At 53.6% G+C, this 16,274-nt stretch carries 11 protein-coding genes; 8 read left to right on the top strand and 3 right to left on the bottom strand.

Features of this window, described 5'->3' with window-relative positions:
- Positions 1–30 precede the first annotated feature (30 nt).
- Entirely contained in the window at positions 31–1,092 is a 1,062-nt protein-coding gene (locus ACSPJT_RS19225; RefSeq protein ID WP_435894181.1) for a glycosyltransferase family 9 protein, read from the bottom strand.
- A 132-nt stretch (positions 1,093–1,224) separates the two neighbouring features.
- Between ACSPJT_RS19225 and ACSPJT_RS19220 the strand changes: the two genes are divergently transcribed.
- Positions 1,225–2,736 (top strand): trypsin-like peptidase domain-containing protein, encoded by a 1,512-nt coding sequence (locus ACSPJT_RS19220; RefSeq protein ID WP_435894180.1) that lies wholly within the window; start codon positions 1,225–1,227, stop codon positions 2,734–2,736.
- A gap of 21 nt (positions 2,737–2,757) precedes the next feature.
- A complete protein-coding gene (locus ACSPJT_RS19215; RefSeq protein ID WP_435894179.1) occupies positions 2,758–4,233 on the top strand; it encodes a PDZ domain-containing protein in 1,476 nt (491 codons plus the stop codon).
- Between the two features lie 15 nt (positions 4,234–4,248).
- On the opposite strand, the gene ACSPJT_RS19210 is transcribed toward ACSPJT_RS19215, so the two are convergent.
- A complete protein-coding gene (locus ACSPJT_RS19210; RefSeq protein WP_435894178.1) occupies positions 4,249–7,419 on the bottom strand; it encodes a UvrD-helicase domain-containing protein in 3,171 nt (1,056 codons plus the stop codon).
- Positions 7,420–7,502: 83 nt separating this feature from the next.
- Between ACSPJT_RS19210 and ACSPJT_RS19205 the strand changes: the two genes are divergently transcribed.
- On the top strand, positions 7,503–8,216 hold the full coding sequence (locus tag ACSPJT_RS19205) for a YwaF family protein (RefSeq protein WP_435894177.1): 714 nt from the start codon (positions 7,503–7,505) through the stop codon (positions 8,214–8,216).
- Between the two features lie 75 nt (positions 8,217–8,291).
- The gene (locus ACSPJT_RS19200; protein WP_435894176.1) at positions 8,292–9,554 is read left to right on the top strand and encodes a 4-hydroxy-3-methylbut-2-enyl diphosphate reductase; all 1,263 of its coding nucleotides are present in this window, start codon (positions 8,292–8,294) and stop codon (positions 9,552–9,554) included.
- A gap of 10 nt (positions 9,555–9,564) precedes the next feature.
- Here the strand turns inward: ACSPJT_RS19200 and ACSPJT_RS19195 are convergent, their stop codons facing one another.
- Positions 9,565–11,376, bottom strand: a complete 1,812-nt coding sequence (locus tag ACSPJT_RS19195; RefSeq protein ID WP_435894175.1) for a hypothetical protein — start codon at positions 11,374–11,376, stop codon at positions 9,565–9,567.
- Positions 11,377–11,506: 130 nt separating this feature from the next.
- Between ACSPJT_RS19195 and aroC the strand changes: the two genes are divergently transcribed.
- The 4 genes from aroC to ccoN all read left to right on the top strand — a co-directional run bounded on the left by aroC (position 11,507) and on the right by ccoN (position 16,270).
- On the top strand, positions 11,507–12,604 hold the full coding sequence (aroC, locus tag ACSPJT_RS19190) for a chorismate synthase (protein ID WP_435896212.1): 1,098 nt from the start codon (positions 11,507–11,509) through the stop codon (positions 12,602–12,604).
- Between the two features lie 15 nt (positions 12,605–12,619).
- Positions 12,620–13,456: a CvpA family protein gene (locus tag ACSPJT_RS19185; protein ID WP_435894174.1), complete on the top strand. Its 837-nt coding sequence runs from the start codon at positions 12,620–12,622 to the stop codon at positions 13,454–13,456.
- Between the two features lie 85 nt (positions 13,457–13,541).
- Entirely contained in the window at positions 13,542–13,706 is a 165-nt protein-coding gene (locus ACSPJT_RS19180; protein ID WP_435894173.1) for a hypothetical protein, read from the top strand.
- Positions 13,703–16,270, top strand: coding sequence for a cytochrome-c oxidase, cbb3-type subunit I (gene ccoN / locus ACSPJT_RS19175; RefSeq protein ID WP_435894172.1), 2,568 nt, complete (start codon positions 13,703–13,705; stop codon positions 16,268–16,270). Before ACSPJT_RS19180 ends, ccoN begins: the two co-directional genes overlap by 4 nt.
- The last annotated feature ends 4 nt before the right edge of the window (positions 16,271–16,274 follow it).

Raw genomic sequence — 16,274 nt, 5'->3', positions numbered from 1 at the left:
TGGTGAGATGTCGGCATTTGCCAACTGCTCCTACTGTGCCAGCCGCTCGGCTAGCGCTGCTTGAAGCTGATCTAACACCATTTCCACCGTGACTTCATTCTGGCAGCGCATGTCGAGAGGACATTTGGGCAGGTAGCATGGACTACAGGCAACGTGCTCACGCACGGCTCGGCTTTGCTTCCCAAGTGGGCGCTTCCATTCAGGTTCATTGGGTCCGAAAATAACTACCGCTGGCAGCCCCACGTGGGCAGCCAGATGGGCAGTCTCGTTATCGCACGATACCAGAGCGCTGCAATAAGGCAGGCTGGACAGCACCTTTTCAGTGTCCCATTCCTCTGAATAATTTTTGGCACGACCTTCTAATAAATTTTCTAACTCCGCATTTTCTGGAGCTACATTTTTGGAGGTTCCGCTGTCGAGGATGACCCAGTCGATACTGCCTGAGCCTCCATATTGATTTTCCATGGCGTCGACGAGATCCTTGTATCTCTCGATCGGCCATTGGTGGGTCACACCAAATTGAGATGCCGGAGCCAAGGCGATCAACGGCTTGGTTGGCGGAGGTTCGAGAGGTGGCGTTAGAAAGGACTCTTTGACAAAGGGATTACCGCCAAGTTTTTCAACGAGGAGAAGATAGTGCCTTACACGGTGTTCGACCGGCCCTGGCTCAATCACCACATTCACCGGGTCGGTGAGACATTTTTCTAACTTCTTAGCCGGATACCCGAGTCGTTGCAGGACCTTGATCCGGTGAAATGCAGTGGCTGCCTCGCTGGCTTCCCAGCAAATGGATGATTCAAATTGGTATTCGTGATCCGCCAGCAATTTGGCGATCTGCCGAGACGACGCTTTGTCTGGATAAACGATCACATCATTCAGTTCCGGCATCGACTTCCACAGCGCTGCTTGGCTCTCCGGACACAGCACTGCCATCGTAGACTGTGGTCGAAAGTGACGTAGAGCGCGCACAGCGGGAACTGCGAAACATGCTTCCGCAAAAGAAACTGGCGAAGCAACGCAAAGGTATCCTCCTTTCAAATGCAAAGGTGGTCGATCTGGAATGGGCGCGGCATCCGGCAGCTTCGAAGACATGCGGCAGACTAACGATAGCGCATGCAAAATGCCAACCCATTGTTTGCTTCATCGGTCGGCCTTTCGTTGAAAATTCCGAGTTTTCGGCGTTTTCCCGCTTTCCATGCGGTGAAATCATTCTAGTTTCCAGTCATGAGAAAAACGTCATTGGTCATAGGCCTTTCGCTGGCCTCCCTACTTAGCGTAGGTAATTTATTTGCACAGCAGACTACCCCACTCGCCCCCCTGCCAGAGCCGGCAAAAGCGACACCTCCCACCAATGGCATCTATAGCTCCATCGTGCGGATTGAAGCCGCTACCCAAGTGCCTGATTACCGCGAACCTTGGAAAGCCGGTCGATTCAGTGGTGGCATCGGAACAGGGTTCCTCATTGGGCCTAACAAGTTCCTGACCAATGCCCACGTGGTTTCGAATGCTCGCCGACTTCTGATCACCGTGCATGGGTCGCCGCAGAAGCATCCAGCGCGGATTCTTCACATTGCTCACGACTGCGATCTCGCACTGTTAGAGGTGGAAGATTTCACTCCTTTCAAAGGCCTCGAGTATTTAGAAATCGGCCTCGTGCCCAAACTCGAAACTCAGGTCCGAGTGATCGGTTATCCTGTGGGCGGCAATCGGATTTCGGTGACTCGCGGCGTAGTCTCACGGATCGATTTCAGTTCCTACAGCCACAGCCGTTCCGATCAACACCTCGTGGTGCAGATCGATGCCGCGATCAATCCCGGTAACTCCGGTGGCCCTGTTCTTCAGAACGGCCGCGTCGTAGGTGTTGCCTTCCAAGGTCTGCGCTCAGCAGATAACACCGGATATATGATTCCCACCCCTGTCGTGAAACGATTCCTCACCGACATCAAAGACGGGCATTACGATCATTATGTCGACATCGGCATCTCAGAATTTCCTATGTTCAACCCAGCGATGCGCAAGAAGTTCGGCTTAACTGGGAACTCGCCAGGTGTCCTTGTGGCGGCAGTGACTCCCGACGGCCCCTGCGATGGCGTGCTTGAGAACAACGACATCCTAACAGCGATCAATGGTAATACTGTCGATGGAGCCGGTAACATCCTCATCGATGGTGAAAAGGTCAACATGAACGAGATCGTTGAGCGCAAGTTCGCAGGCGACACCATCCAACTGCAGATTACCCGCAATGGTCAGGTCATGGAAAAAACTGCGACACTGAAACCTTTCCCACCGGCACGCATGTATTCAGTGCAATACGGAGTGAACCCGCGTTTCACGACCTTCGCCGGCTTGGTATTTCAGCCTCTCGACCGAAACCTTTACGCCGCTCACAGCTTTACCAACACACGAGTACGCCGTCTGTTTGCGCATTACATTGATGAAGCCATCTTCAAGGAGCGAAAAGATATTGTGATTCTAACACGCGTGCTAAGTGACCCGGTCAACACCCATGTCAGCAACCACGTGGGCACCGCCATTGAGTCGATCAACGGAGAGAAAATCACCACCCTTGACCAAGTTCACCAGCTACTGCATCCGGAGAAGATGCCCGAGTTTTTTATCATCAAATGTGAAGGCGTCCCTCGTCCGATCATTGTCCCCGGAAGCAAGGCTCTGGAAGCCAGCGAGCGCACGATGAGAAATTACGGCATCGGCACCGCCTATCGTCTGGAACAATAACCCTCTCAATTTAACTTTCTCATGAAAACAATTTCTATCCTCTCATCACTGACCGCTCTCGTACTGTCATGGAGTTCGCTCAGTGCAGCCTCTACTGCGGTTCAGAATTCACTCGTCCGGGTGAACTCAACGATTCAAACATGGAGCGCATCCCAGCCATGGGATAAATCAGCGCCTTCCTCGCGTGGTGCGCTTGGCATCCTGCTTGAAAACAATCATGTCCTGACGACCGCAGAGATGGCGGCGAACACCACCTACATCGAGTTAGAAAGTGCTGACAGCACCCGCACACTGCCCGCCAAGGTCGTGGCCATTGATTACGAGTGCAACCTCGCGCTACTTGCCCCTAACAACGGTGACCCCGAGGGTTTTTTCGCAGGCCTCAAACCCCTGCCGTTAGGAGGTGCCGCGCAAATCGGTGATAAGGTTGACGTCTGGCAACTGGAAGACAACGGCATGCCGCTGGTCACCCAAGCGACGATCCAGAGCGTCGATATCGTCTCCAGCTTTGTGCGAGGACACTACTTCCTCACCTACGAGGCCAAGGGCTCCATGCAGAGTGCCACCAGTTCTTTCACCCTACCTGTGATCAAGGATGACAAGTTGTTAGGCCTGCTTTCCAGCTATGATTCCAAGGACCAGATCATCGATATTATCACGCCGGAAATCATCGCCGCCTTCCTCGCCGATGCCGCCGACGGTACTTACGACGGTTTTCCTTCATTAGGAATTGGTATCAACAGCACTGTGGATCCGAGTTTCCGTCTGTGGCTCAAACTACCGGAAGACGTTGGTGGACTGTATGTCACCCGTGTTCGTAAGGGTAGTTCTGCTGAAAAAGCCGGCATTCTCAAAGGTGACGTTCTGTTAAGCGTCGAAGGCAACGAGATCGGGCGTCGTGGCTATTATGACGATGAAAATTACGGCCGTCTGTTCTGGAGCCACTTGGTCAGAGGCAGGCACAAAGTCGGTGATTCTCTCAAAGTCTCGGTTCTGCGCGATGGTGAGAAAAAAGAGTTCACCACCGTGCTCACACGCCCAGACAAACGCCTGATTCCAGCTCATACACTGGACCAAGCACCCAACTACCTCGTCAAAGGTGGCCTCATTTTCCAAGAGCTCTCCGCGTCTTATCTCCGTGCCTTTGGCAAAGACTGGGAAAGCACCGCTCCACTCAACCTTCTGGACGCACTGGCATCACCGGAAGATTACGAGAAGGGCCGAAATAAAATCGTCTTCCTCAGCGCCACCATTCCGACACCGGCGACCACCGGCTACGAGAGCATTAGGAATTTCATCATCGCTAAAGTCAACGGTCAGGATATTGCCGATATCCCATCGCTGATCAAAGCATTCCAAACGCCCGGCACAGATGGCCTGCACACCATCGAGTTCGCCGATGGAACACCCAAGACCATCTACCTTGATGCCCGTATTTCTGATGCCATCGATGCCGAACTGCTCAAGCGCGGCATCCCCGCGCTTTCACGACAGTAAGCGGTAGTTGCAACTCTATACCTCAACCATCTGCTTCAAGTGCGTTGACAGCAGATGGCAGCTGATATTTTCTGGCGGGAGCTGGAAAATGCGAGACATGGCTTGGCGATAGATGTCTAGCTGTTTGGAATAGGCTTCCTTCAGTTCGGTGACATCTTTGCTGTCGGTTTTAAAATCGACGATGTCGATGCTGACTGGCTGACCGTTTTCCAGATGGATGACAGCACGGTCAATGATACCGCTGACCCATGAACCTTCGTGCTGGGTTTCGATAGGTTGTTCCCTCAGTAATTGGAATTCACCTTTGGGGCGTTCGAAGAAAGTTTGAACGGTAGAGTCCTGCAAACACTCCCGAACCGACTGCGCTGCAACTTGATCATCCAGCTCCGGCATTTCATCCAACCAGGTAATTTTCTCAAAATGAGCGTGCACGAGATTACCGAAAGCCATGCCTTTTCCAGACTCTAACAACGACCCAATTTTGGATTCCTTAGCGCCACTGGCGATCTTTCTACCCATCCGTGGTCTCGCGGGCTGAAGCGCAATGGGCTTGTCCTTGACTTCTGAAGCCTGCTTTTTGTCACCAGAAACTCCTAACCAATCTCCCGATTCAAATAACACGGGGTAAGTTTTTTCACCGATCTCAGTTTCAGTTTCCCCGAATTGGGAGGTCGCTTCGCGAATCCAGTCGTCGTATTTTCTACCGGGTTTCCATGAGTCTTTGACGGGATCGAGGATACAGTAGGTTGCGCTTTTAGCTCTGGTTAAAGCAACGTAGAGATTACAAAACCGCTCGTAACACTGATCGGCTTCCCAAACTTCCAGCATTGATCTCAGCGACTCATCGGCTTCGCAGATTTCCTTACTCGGCTTACGGATCATAAACTCGATGGCTCCGAGCTGCCCTTTACGTTCTAACATTTCCAACCGATTGGTCGATGCAAAGTCCTGGCCTCCGAGTTCAGGAAGGATGACTATATCAAAACCCAGACCCTTTGATTTATGAACGGTCATGACTTGTATCATACCCTCGCGGGTGTTCTCCCGAATTTTACGAGCTTCCAAAAGCGTTACCCAGTCGTCCAGACTCCCGCCGCCTTTGCTAAAGTCTGATGCTGCTGTGAGGATTTCTTCCAAGCGACTGTTGCCATAGTCTGAGACATCAACGATATCTCGAAGTCCTGTCGCCAGCGACTGGACAAGTGGCTCCACCCCTTTTCTCGCCAACTCCGTGGTAAGCCAATTCCATTGCTTGGCGTGGGTATCACACTCTGTTAGCTGCTCGATAACTTTGGCCAATGGAGAGTAACTGACGTGGAGGCGGGCAAAATCATCTGAGGGGTTTCGCAGCCAACGAAACAGATCGAGCAACACGACTCCTTCCGGGCCATCGGTAGCCAAGGTTTCTGATTCCGGAGCCACAGGCAAATCTGGCATCTCGCGGCGTAAGTACTCCACCAACCCCGTGGCTTGAGCGTTTTTTGTCACCAGCACCGCGCAGGTGAGATTGTTTTCCAAAGGTTGTGTTTTTTCGAGTATTGCCTTCACCGCGGCGTAGCGAGCCTCTTGCTTGGTCTCGCCATCGTCTTTGATATCGGCCGGTGATTCAATCACCAGCGTATGCCCAGGCTTATCCGAGGAAGGCAGGTGCTCGTGAAATACCCAGCGATCGACTGCGGCTGCAGGGAAAATCTCTGCCCATTTTGGATTTGAGAGGTCGCAGACACAATTGACTAAGTCCAAGACGTGTTGTGAGGAACGAAAGGAGCGGTCCATGTCCCATTCAGCGAGACGTTCACCGTAATGGTCTCTGAGATCATCGAAGAGACGAGGTTCGCCCCCACGCCAGCCATAGATGCTTTGTTTGCTATCCCCCACCACAAAGACAGAGCGTTCACCATCGGCGTCTTGCAGGATTTCATCCACCAAAGATCCCACGGCTTTCCACTGCGGCTGACTGGTATCCTGAAACTCATCTAACAGCCAATGATCGTAGCGGGCATCGAGTCGGTAATCGATCAGATCGCGAGAGTTCGGATCCCAGATCGCCATCGCCCCCTGACCGGCTAACAGCAGGGTGAGATCGGAAAAACAAAGTCGTCCACGACTCCGCACGTGCTGGTGGTAGCTGTTTTCATAGGCTTGGATCACCGCGTGCAAACCTTGGGTTCGCTTGATGCGGGTTTCAATTTCACCTTTCAAAAATGCCCCGATCATCGCTGACATCGCAGCCCCCAACTCCGGGCTGATCTCAAACTTCTGGTTATCGATGAAACCTCCTTTGGCATATTCAAGCCACTGCGGTAGAGCTCGCTTCATCTGAGCATTCACTGTGTACGGCGCGCCAGGCACATGATTTTCGAGGATGTCACAGACTCCATGCCAGCCTTTAAGGTAAATTTTATGCGGACTGACCGGTTCGCCTAACAGAGATCTGACAATGACAGCGAGTTCCCGAAGTTTGCCATCGCCAAATGGACATCCGCCCTTTTCCGCAGGCCACAGGAGTGCCTCCCCTCCCCACTTCTCAGCCTCCGGTGCGCTGAGCCAACGGTTCTGATGGTTTTTGACAAACTCCTCGAGTGTCTGACACAGACGATTTTCCTCCTCGCCCCAAGTAGCTTGTTTGAATGACTGGAGAAACGTCTCGCGGTCTTGTGCGCTGGTTTGGCGGTTGGAAAAGATATTGGCCATCACTCCCAATCTCTCCGAAGATATTGCAGCATCTTCCATCAGCTCAAAACCGCTGAGGCCAAGCTCCAAGGCAAAATTTCTAACAATCCTGACGAAGTAACTGTCCAGAGTCGACAGAGCCAGCCGGTCCAGCACAGCTACGAGCTGTTCCAATTTCATCTGGAAATATTCTGCGTCCATGGTGGGCAGGTCCACCGGACTGCCATCGGAGCGCGATGTGACCAGAGCAGGAATGCTATCGGTGCCTAGAATGATCTCCTTGAGCTCGGCGGACAGCTTAGCGGCTGCTTTTTCGTCCGCAGCACCATCGGCCAGTCGGGTCATGATCCGGCTGGTGAACTCCCCTGCCGCTTTCTTGGTGAATGTCAGTGCGATAATTTTTTCAGGAGCAGCGCCTAGCACCATTAAGCTGAGATAGCGGTTGGCGAGTTGCCAGGTTTTACCGCTACCTGCTGAGGCGCGGATCATGGTGCTTTGGATCATTGCGGACATCGTTTGTTAGCATTGAAGCGGCTGCCACCTAGTGTTTCAAGTTTTCAGTTTGCGCCGCTGCTGATTTCACCTAAAAAAAGATCATGCTTGCCACGTTTCAACACTACGGAATGACTCACATCGGTGTGTTAGCTGTGTTGGTGGTGGTTACGACGTTAATGATACGTCGCTGTCGTAAAGATCCTGAAAGCCCTCGTGCGAAAGCAGCCATCGCTCTTCTCGCCTTCCTATGTTTCGCTGCCTATCCCATCAATCAGGCTATCTTGTCGGCTTACGGTGGAAGTTTTCCTCTCGATTCCCTGATGCCCTTTCACCTCTGCGACATTGCGGCATTCATTTGCGGTTTCGCCTTAATCACCAGACGGCCAATTCTCTGCGAACTCTCCTATTTCTGGGGACTGGCCGGCACGATGCAAGGACTACTGACCCCCAACTTGGCGCATGACTTCCCCAGCCCGGTCTTCTTTATTTTCTTCCTGCACCACGGCGTAATCGTGATCACAGCTTTGCTCTTGCCGCTGGGGCTCGGCTGGCGTCCGCGAGAGGGAGCTGCGCTGCGGGCTTTTGTCTGGGTTTTGATCTATGCGGGCGTCGCGTTCATCGCGAATTACCTGCTCGAAACCAATTTTGGATTCCTGATGCATAAACCTGATCGTGGCAGTTTACTTGATATCATGGGACCTTGGCCGTGGTACGTGCTATGTTTGATCTCGCTGGCGGGCTTGTTTTTCTATCTGCTTTCATTGCCGTTCAAACGCAGCTTGCAATCAGCCGTGAGCAAGCCGAAAGAAAATTAGCGCGTGCCATTCTTGCGTTTTTGGACTTAGTTCGGGCAGCGCAACGAGCCAGTCTCACAGCCAAATTTTTCAATCATGAGCGATTCCTCACCCCAACCATCCAAGCCCGTCAATAAGAAGCGCAAACGCGTCAACGTCCGACGTCCGGATGTGATGGCCCTTGTTCAATCGGAGGTCGAACAGCACTACCGCTCATCCATCGTGGAAAAACTGCGCAGTCATGGCGGTGAACTGACCATCGGTAATACAACCATCCGCTTGGCTCAGAAATTCGGATTTTGTTACGGTGTCGAGAGAGCCATCGATCTGGCCTACGCCACACGCAAGGTGTTTCAAGATCAACGGATCTTTTTAATCGGAGAAATCATTCACAACCCCGAGGTGAACGCCCAACTTCGTGAAATGGGTATCGTTTCCCTGCCATGGCGTGAAATGGGTAAGGATTATGACGATCTCAACGAAGACGATGTGGTGATCGTGCCGGCCTTCGGAGCGCCCACCAGCTTCATGGACAAGCTCGCAGAGATCGGCTGTCATGTCATCGATACAACATGTGGCGATGTGATGAAGGTCTGGCGTCGCGTGCGCGACTACGCCAAAAACGACGTCACTTCGATCATCCACGGCAAAGCTGATCATGAAGAGACACGTGCTACAGCTTCGCGAGCCTTGGGAACCTCTAAAAACGGACACTACCTCGTGATTCTGACTCTCAAGGACGCCGATGAAGTTTGCGAATATATCCGGGGTAATGGTAACCGTGAGGCATTCATGGAAAAATTCGGCTCAGCTTGCTCCGAGGGCTTTGACCCTGATGTTCACTTGGTGAGTGTCGGTGTCGCCAACCAAACCACCATGCTGCAGAGCGAGACCGAGGAGCTGCAAAACCGAGTCAGGCAAGCCATTGTAGACCGTGACGGTGACGACTCGCTTTATCACGTATTCGATACCATCTGCGGAGCGACGCAGGAGCGCCAAGGAGCATTGTTCAATATGCTCGACACCAGCGATAAGAAGCCGATGGATATTCTTTTAGTTGTCGGTGGATACAATAGCTCGAACACCACTCACTTGGCTGAAATTGGCCAAGAGAACCTGCCCACATTTTTCATCCGCAATGCCAAGTGCATGGAATCCATGGAACGCATTCTGCACTACGACCTTGAGCACAAACAAGAGATCGAGAGTGAATACACAGGGATCGCCCTGAAAGACAAACCTGCCATCATCGGCGTAACAGCAGGCGCATCATGCCCGAACAATTTGATCGAGTCTACGATCATCCGCGCGCTGGAACTCCGTGGGATCTCGCGCGAAGAGCTGGAAGCGATCGATTGATCCGAGCTTCCTATTTCTGCGGTTTGACCAAGTCGATGTGCTTCTGAATCTTGTCCGCGTCATCCTTCTTTCCTAACAAAGAAAGGCTCCGTTTCATACCGAGCAGGGATTCCATGTTGTTAGGGTAACGGATATGTCCCTCGGTAAAGGCTTCATAGGCGTCTGCATTTTTGCCCATGCGCAGATAGAATTCTCCGAGACGATTCTCCATCGAGGTGATAACCATTGGTGGCTGCATCAGCGTCGGCACATACTGTAAATCCCTCGCTGAGTAAAATGAACCCGCCGCAGCGACTCGGGTGTCGACTGAATCGTTCATCCGGATCAGGCCGGACAGTTCCTTATCATAAATAGCCAGGCAACGGCCGGCATGGAAAAAGTGCGATGCATCGCTGGCTCGCTGAGCTCCTTTTAAAACTTTCACCAAGGCGACGATGTGACCACGAAAGTTATTCTGATGAAGCGACTTTGCAGCTGTGATCGCCTTATCATCGATGGCCTTGCGGCAACCCAGATACACTCTGAGCGCATTGATGTAGGTTCCGACAAGAGTAGGAAACTTAGGATGCTCGGCAAAGGGTTTGAGTTCCTCAACTGTTGGCAAGTCTTTGAGAGCCCGGTTCATATCGCCGTCGGCCCCATGTGCGATGTAGAGGCGTGTAGGCAGAGTATACCCGCGCCATAGCAGCATGTGATTTCCCTCCGAGCGAGGGCGCTTGATATCTGTTTTGAGGGCCCGGATTTCCTTGGCCACTTTCATAGCTCCGGTGAAATCTCCTCTTTGATAGAGGGTGTTGGCGAGGTAACACTTCGCTTTGATGTAACCGGCGCAATCGTTGATGCTGATGCCTTCTTGCTCCATCCATTCGGCGTAGAGATCAGCGGATTTGGTGAAGGCTCGTTCGGCGAGAAGGTAATTACCCGCTCTCCACTCAAAGTGCCCAAGAGCGTGCCACCAAGACGGCATATTCTCCGATTTTTCAACCAGTCTACGGGCTTCTGGAAGGAGTTCTTTTTTAAGATCAATCGCGCTGTTAGGAGCCTCGGCACACAATGCCAGCCAGAAGCCCAGCACCAAGGGATTCTCAGAGTTTTCTTTCAACAGTTCGCGGGTATTCTTGATCGCCCTCATCTGGCCGGGGGTTGCATTGCCTGCGACATCGTAGCTGCCGCGTGTGAGGAATACTCCCAGCAGGCGAGCTTGCAGCAGGTTCGGGAATTTATCACCCAGCGCCATGAACAGAGCACCTGCAGCCACCGGACTGTCGGAAACCAAGGTCGCCGTGGCGGCACAGAACTGCACTTCAATTTTAGGGAACCTTGCTTGATTCCCCTGACGCACGGAGATGGTATCTGCCTCCATCAGGTCAAGCATCCGCTCGACAGCCACCCGGCGATAATCGACATACTCATTATACGGCTGAGCCAGAGCAAGGGTGACACCGCAATAGGCTAACAGACAATCCGGGTCTTCTTTGATCGCTGCGCAAAAATGACGGTAGGCCTCAAAATCCCACTGTGCGTGGACTAAGGCGAATCCTTGCTTCACATGGGCGCGTGCTTTTTCCGAAGGTGAAGACACCTCCATTTTGATACCTACACTGCCGCGCCGCATCTTTGGCTCTCCGAGCTTCATCACCACGGGGGCAATGACGGATTCCACCTTGAAGGTCTTAATCAGCTTCGGCTTGTTTTCGTCCACCTTCCCGGGTGTCACTTCTACTTCGGCATGACTTATGCCCCCTCCGCCAAGGCCTAAGGAGACAAGGGTCATAAGAAGTGGCTTCATCGGATTTCTGCGGAACATGGCGGGACTATCCATGATAAACATAGACCCCGCCAGTGGAAAAACGTTGGAATTACGCGAGAAGATCGCATCGGACGACTTTTCTAGACACCGACACAATCTCGCATTGAAAGATTCCCCTGATCTGCCAAGTTCCACCCCAGATATGTCCAACAGCTTCGGTCAAATTTTTCGTATTTCCACATGGGGAGAATCCCACGGTGGCGGTGTCGGTGTCGTCATCGATGGATGCCCGCCACAAATCCCCCTCTCCGAGGAAGAAATCCAAATCGATCTCGATCGACGCCGGCCCGGCCAGAGTGAGATCGTCACACCTCGTAAGGAAAACGACTCCTGTGAGATCCTCTCGGGTGTCTTCGAGGGCAAAACGCTCGGCACTCCGATCGCCATTTTAGTCAGAAACAAAGACCAGCGCCCGTCATCCTACAATGAGATGAAGGACAAATACCGCCCATCCCATGCGGACTACACCTACGATGCCAAATACGGCACTCGCGCGTGGCATGGTGGCGGCAGGGCCTCAGCACGGGAAACCATCGGTCGCGTCGCCGCCGCCGTGGTCGCTAAGAAGGTGCTCGCTCAGCTTTACCCTGGCATTGAAATTCTCTCTTGGGTGCAATCGGTCAAAGACATCGAAGCTCAAGTCGACGGCCAGACCGTCACCTCCGCGATGATCGAGTCGAACATCGTCCGCACCGGCGACCCTGAAGCGGTCGGCCCGATGGTCGATCTGATCAAACAAATGCGCTCCGAGGGTAATTCCGTCGGTGGCGTCGTTGAGTGTGTGGTCCGCAATGCGCCCGCCGGTTTGGGAAATCCTGTCTTTGGAAAACTGGAAGCCACTCTCGCGCAGGCAATGATGAGTCTGCCTGCCACCAAGGGCTTCGAAATCGGCTCCGGCTTCGGCGGCACACAGCTGACCGGTGCGGAGCACAATGATCCGTTTTACATGGAAGGTGACGTCGTGCGCACCACCACCAACCGCTCCGGCGGCGTGCAGGGTGGCATTTCCAATGGGGAAAATATTTCCTTCCGTGTGGCATTCAAACCGACTGCCACCATCATGACTGAGCAACAGACGGTTGGGTCTGATCACAAAGACACGGAACTCAAGGGCCGTGGGCGACATGATCCCTGTGTGCTTCCACGCGCCGTGCCCATCGTCGAAGCGATGACCGCCCTCACCCTTTGCGACCATGCTCTGCTGCATGCAGCCCAGTGTGGCAGCGTCAATCATCCATAAGCCGTAACCTCGCCGATGAATTTCCAAGACCTTGGTGCCACGGGAATCATCGCGATTATTATCGTTGCGTTCGCAGCGATCGGTTTTCTCAAGGGACTGATCCGCACCGTGTTCGCCATGGTATGTCTGGGCATCGCTGGCTACACCGCGCTTTGGGGTAATGAGCACGCCAGCGATCTGACAGGACCATGGATTCAGAATCCCGGTCCCTGGCTACCTAAAATCATTGCAGTCGTGACCGGGCTGGCGGTCTTTTTCATCTGCCGCTTTCTGCTGCATTTTCTAGTGGATCCATTTAATGCCTCGAAAACCGGTAAGCGTGTCGGTTTTGGCATGCCTGCCGCCTTCCTCAGCCTCTGCACTGGACTGGTCGTTCTCTGGCTCGCGTTCACCGGTATTCGCTATGCAGGCAGCCTCGCGGAAATCAGACATACTCGGCACCAACTTCTCGGTGATGATGTCACGATCCAGACGACCACAGCTGAGCCCTTATTGCTGAAGGCTAAACATGCCTTGGATGCCAGTTCGGTGGGTCAGTGGCAAAGGGAAACAGATCCATTTTACCAGCCGGGAAAACTCACGCTGTGCAAGTTGTTAGTGATGTATCACGATCTCAAAACTCGCAAGATCATCCTCCTGGATCCCGAGATCAACCCGGTTCTGAATGATCCGGTTTTTATCAAAGCCGCTTATGCTGATGCGGTCAAAGACCACGCGCAGTCGGTCCGGCCGCGTGAGCTGTTTCATGACGAGGCCGTGGTGGAGGCGCTGAGCGATCCAGCCTTTAGTGAAGCCTTGGGCTCTTTGGACGAGTCCCTGCTGACCGCTCATCGTCAAACCGGCACGCCATAATCTGCGCAGTCTTGGGCAGGATACGCCGCGCAGATTTCGGCGCTTCTGATATCGTTTCATCAGCCCTTCCGGAGGGCTGACTTCCATGAACGTTCTCGCGCTCACTATTTTAATCAGCGTCTGTCTGGCTGCGATTTTCGTCGTTTGCTTTATCGCAGAGCTGAAAAAACCGCGTACGCGCGGAATCGAGCAGGATTCATTGATGCCTCTGGACGATCCATCTTTACCCAAGCCACCTGACCAACCATGAGCCAATCTGCTAACACAGCGACCATCCAAGTAACTTACGATGACAAGACAGTCCGCCATTTCCTCATCGCCTCCCTCGTCTTCGCCATCGTCGGCATGGGCGTCGGCGTGCTCTGCGCCTTCCAGCTGAACTTCTGGAAAATGAACGGTCACTTCCTCGAAGTGCTGACCTTTGGCGCATTCAAGACAGAGGGTGTCGATTTTCTCACCTTCGGCCGACTCCGCCCACTGCACACCAATGCGGTGATCTTTGCCTTTGTAGGAAACATGATGTTTGCCGGTATCTATCACTCCACCCAGCGGCTCTGTAAGACGCGCACGGCATCGGATTTGCTCTCCGGCATACACTTCTGGGGCTGGCAGGCGATCATCGTGGCTGCCGCCATCACCCTGCCAGCAGGCTTCACGCGCGGAAAGGAATACGCCGAGTTGATCTGGCCGATCAATATCGCCGTGGCCGTCATCTGGGTGATCTTCGCCATCAACTTCTTCTGGACCTTGGCGAAGCGGAACGAGTCCAGCCTCTATGTCGCCATCTGGTTCTACATCGCCACCATCATCACCGTGGCGATGCTCTATATCGTCAACCACCTGTCCATCCCCACCAGTATCACCCACTCCTACCCTATTTTTGCGGGTGTGCAGGACGCTCTGGTGCAGTGGTGGTATGGTCACAATGCGGTGGCATTTTTCCTAACAACGCCCATCCTCGGCATCATGTATTACTATTTGCCGAAGGCGGCAAATCGTCCGGTTTACTCCTACCGGCTCTCCATCATCCACTTCTGGGCGCTGGTCTTCATTTACATCTGGGCCGGTCCTCACCACCTGCTGAACACCTCGCTGCCATCATGGCTGCAGATGCTCGGCATGCTTTTCTCCCTGATGCTTTGGGCTCCGTCCTGGGGCGGCATGATCAATGGTCTTCTCACACTGCGCGGGGCTTGGGATAAATTGCGCACCGATCCGGTGATCAAGTTCTTTGTCGCCGGACTGACCTTCTACGGCATGGCCACCTTCGAGGGACCGCTGCTCTCTATCAGAACGGTCAATGAACTCTCCCACTACACGGACTGGACCATCGGCCACGTGCATGCCGGAACGCTCGGGTGGAACGGTTTCATGGCTGCGGGTATGTTCTACTGGATGGCACCCCGCCTTTGGAAAAATAACAAGGGTGCCAATGGCGAGAGCGTGCTCTGGCGCGAGTCCTGGGCGAACATGCACTTCTGGATCGGTATCATCGGCATCCTCCTCTACGTCGCCTCCATGTGGGCATCCGGCATCATGCAGGGCCTCATGCTCAGCGCCACCAATGAGGCTGGCACCCAGCTCAAGCACGCCGAGTTCTTGGAAACCTTGCAGGCAATCAAGCCGCTCATGCTGTTCCGCTCCATCGGCGGCACCCTCTATCTGATCGGCTTCATCATGTGTGTGATCAACATTTATAAAACCGCCCGCATGGGTAAAGTTGTGACTGAAACAGTCGAGGTCGCTAAACTCAATGATCCCACCGCAGACAACAGCAAGGACTGGCGCAAAGTCCTCCTGGCAGATCCGGTCATCTACGTGGTCCTCACCACTCTCTTCATCATCCTCTGGATCTTCCTCCCTAAGGGCATGGATGTGGGTGCGCTGATCATCGCCATCTGCCTCAGTGCCCAGTCGGCCTGGCTGTTCCATAGGCACACTCCGAAGTGGGCCGATTTCTATGAACGATTGGAAAAAAACTGGGTGCCCTTCACCCTGTTAGTCATCGGCGCCGCCGCCGTGGGGGGAGCTATCCAGATCATCCCCACCGTCATCGCGCAGAAGGATAAATACGTCGAGGAGCGTGTGCAGCAGCTCTACACACCGCTGGAACTTGCCGGACGCGATCTCTATGTTTCGGAAGGCTGTAACACCTGCCACTCGCAGATGATCCGGATGTTAGAAGGCGATATCATGCGCTACGGCGATTACTCACGCCTCGGTGAATCCATCTACAACTACCCGCACCAGTGGGGCTCCAAGCGCACCGGCCCCGATCTGGCACGTGAGAAAGGCCTGCGCCCGGACAAGTGGCACTACGATCACTTGGTCGATCCCCGCTCCACCTCCACCGGCTCCGTCATGCCATCCTACCACTTTATGTTGGATAAAAAAACCGACATCAATGCCCTGCCGAAGAAGATCGCCGTGCAGAGACAGCTCGGTGTGCCATTCGAACCCATGGACCAGCACACCATCCGCGACAAGGCCTACAGCCAGAGTCTGGAAATCGCACGCGGCCTGGTCTTCAAGGATGGCAAGCTCAACGACGAGGTGAAATACCCCGCTGACATCGAGGCCTATCTCAACGATGAACTCAAGAAGCTGGAGGATTCCGGAAAAGCCACGGATCAGAAGCTGCTCAGTGCCATTGGTGACGAAGTCGCCCGCCGCCTCTCAGAGCGCGAGATCATCGCCATGATCGCCTACCTCCAGAAACTCGGCTCTTACGATGTCGTGGAGAGCAACGAGGACGCGCCCAAACTGGTCGATCCCGATCACAAACACAAGCCCACCAGCACCAGCTCCAAGTAACTCG

It is taken from the genome of Oceaniferula spumae (assembly GCF_042849255.1).
Taxonomy (GTDB): Bacteria; Verrucomicrobiota; Verrucomicrobiia; order Verrucomicrobiales; family Akkermansiaceae; genus Oceaniferula; species Oceaniferula spumae.
The sequence above is the reverse complement of the archived record's forward strand: the minus strand, read 5'-3'. Positions and strand labels throughout refer to the sequence as shown.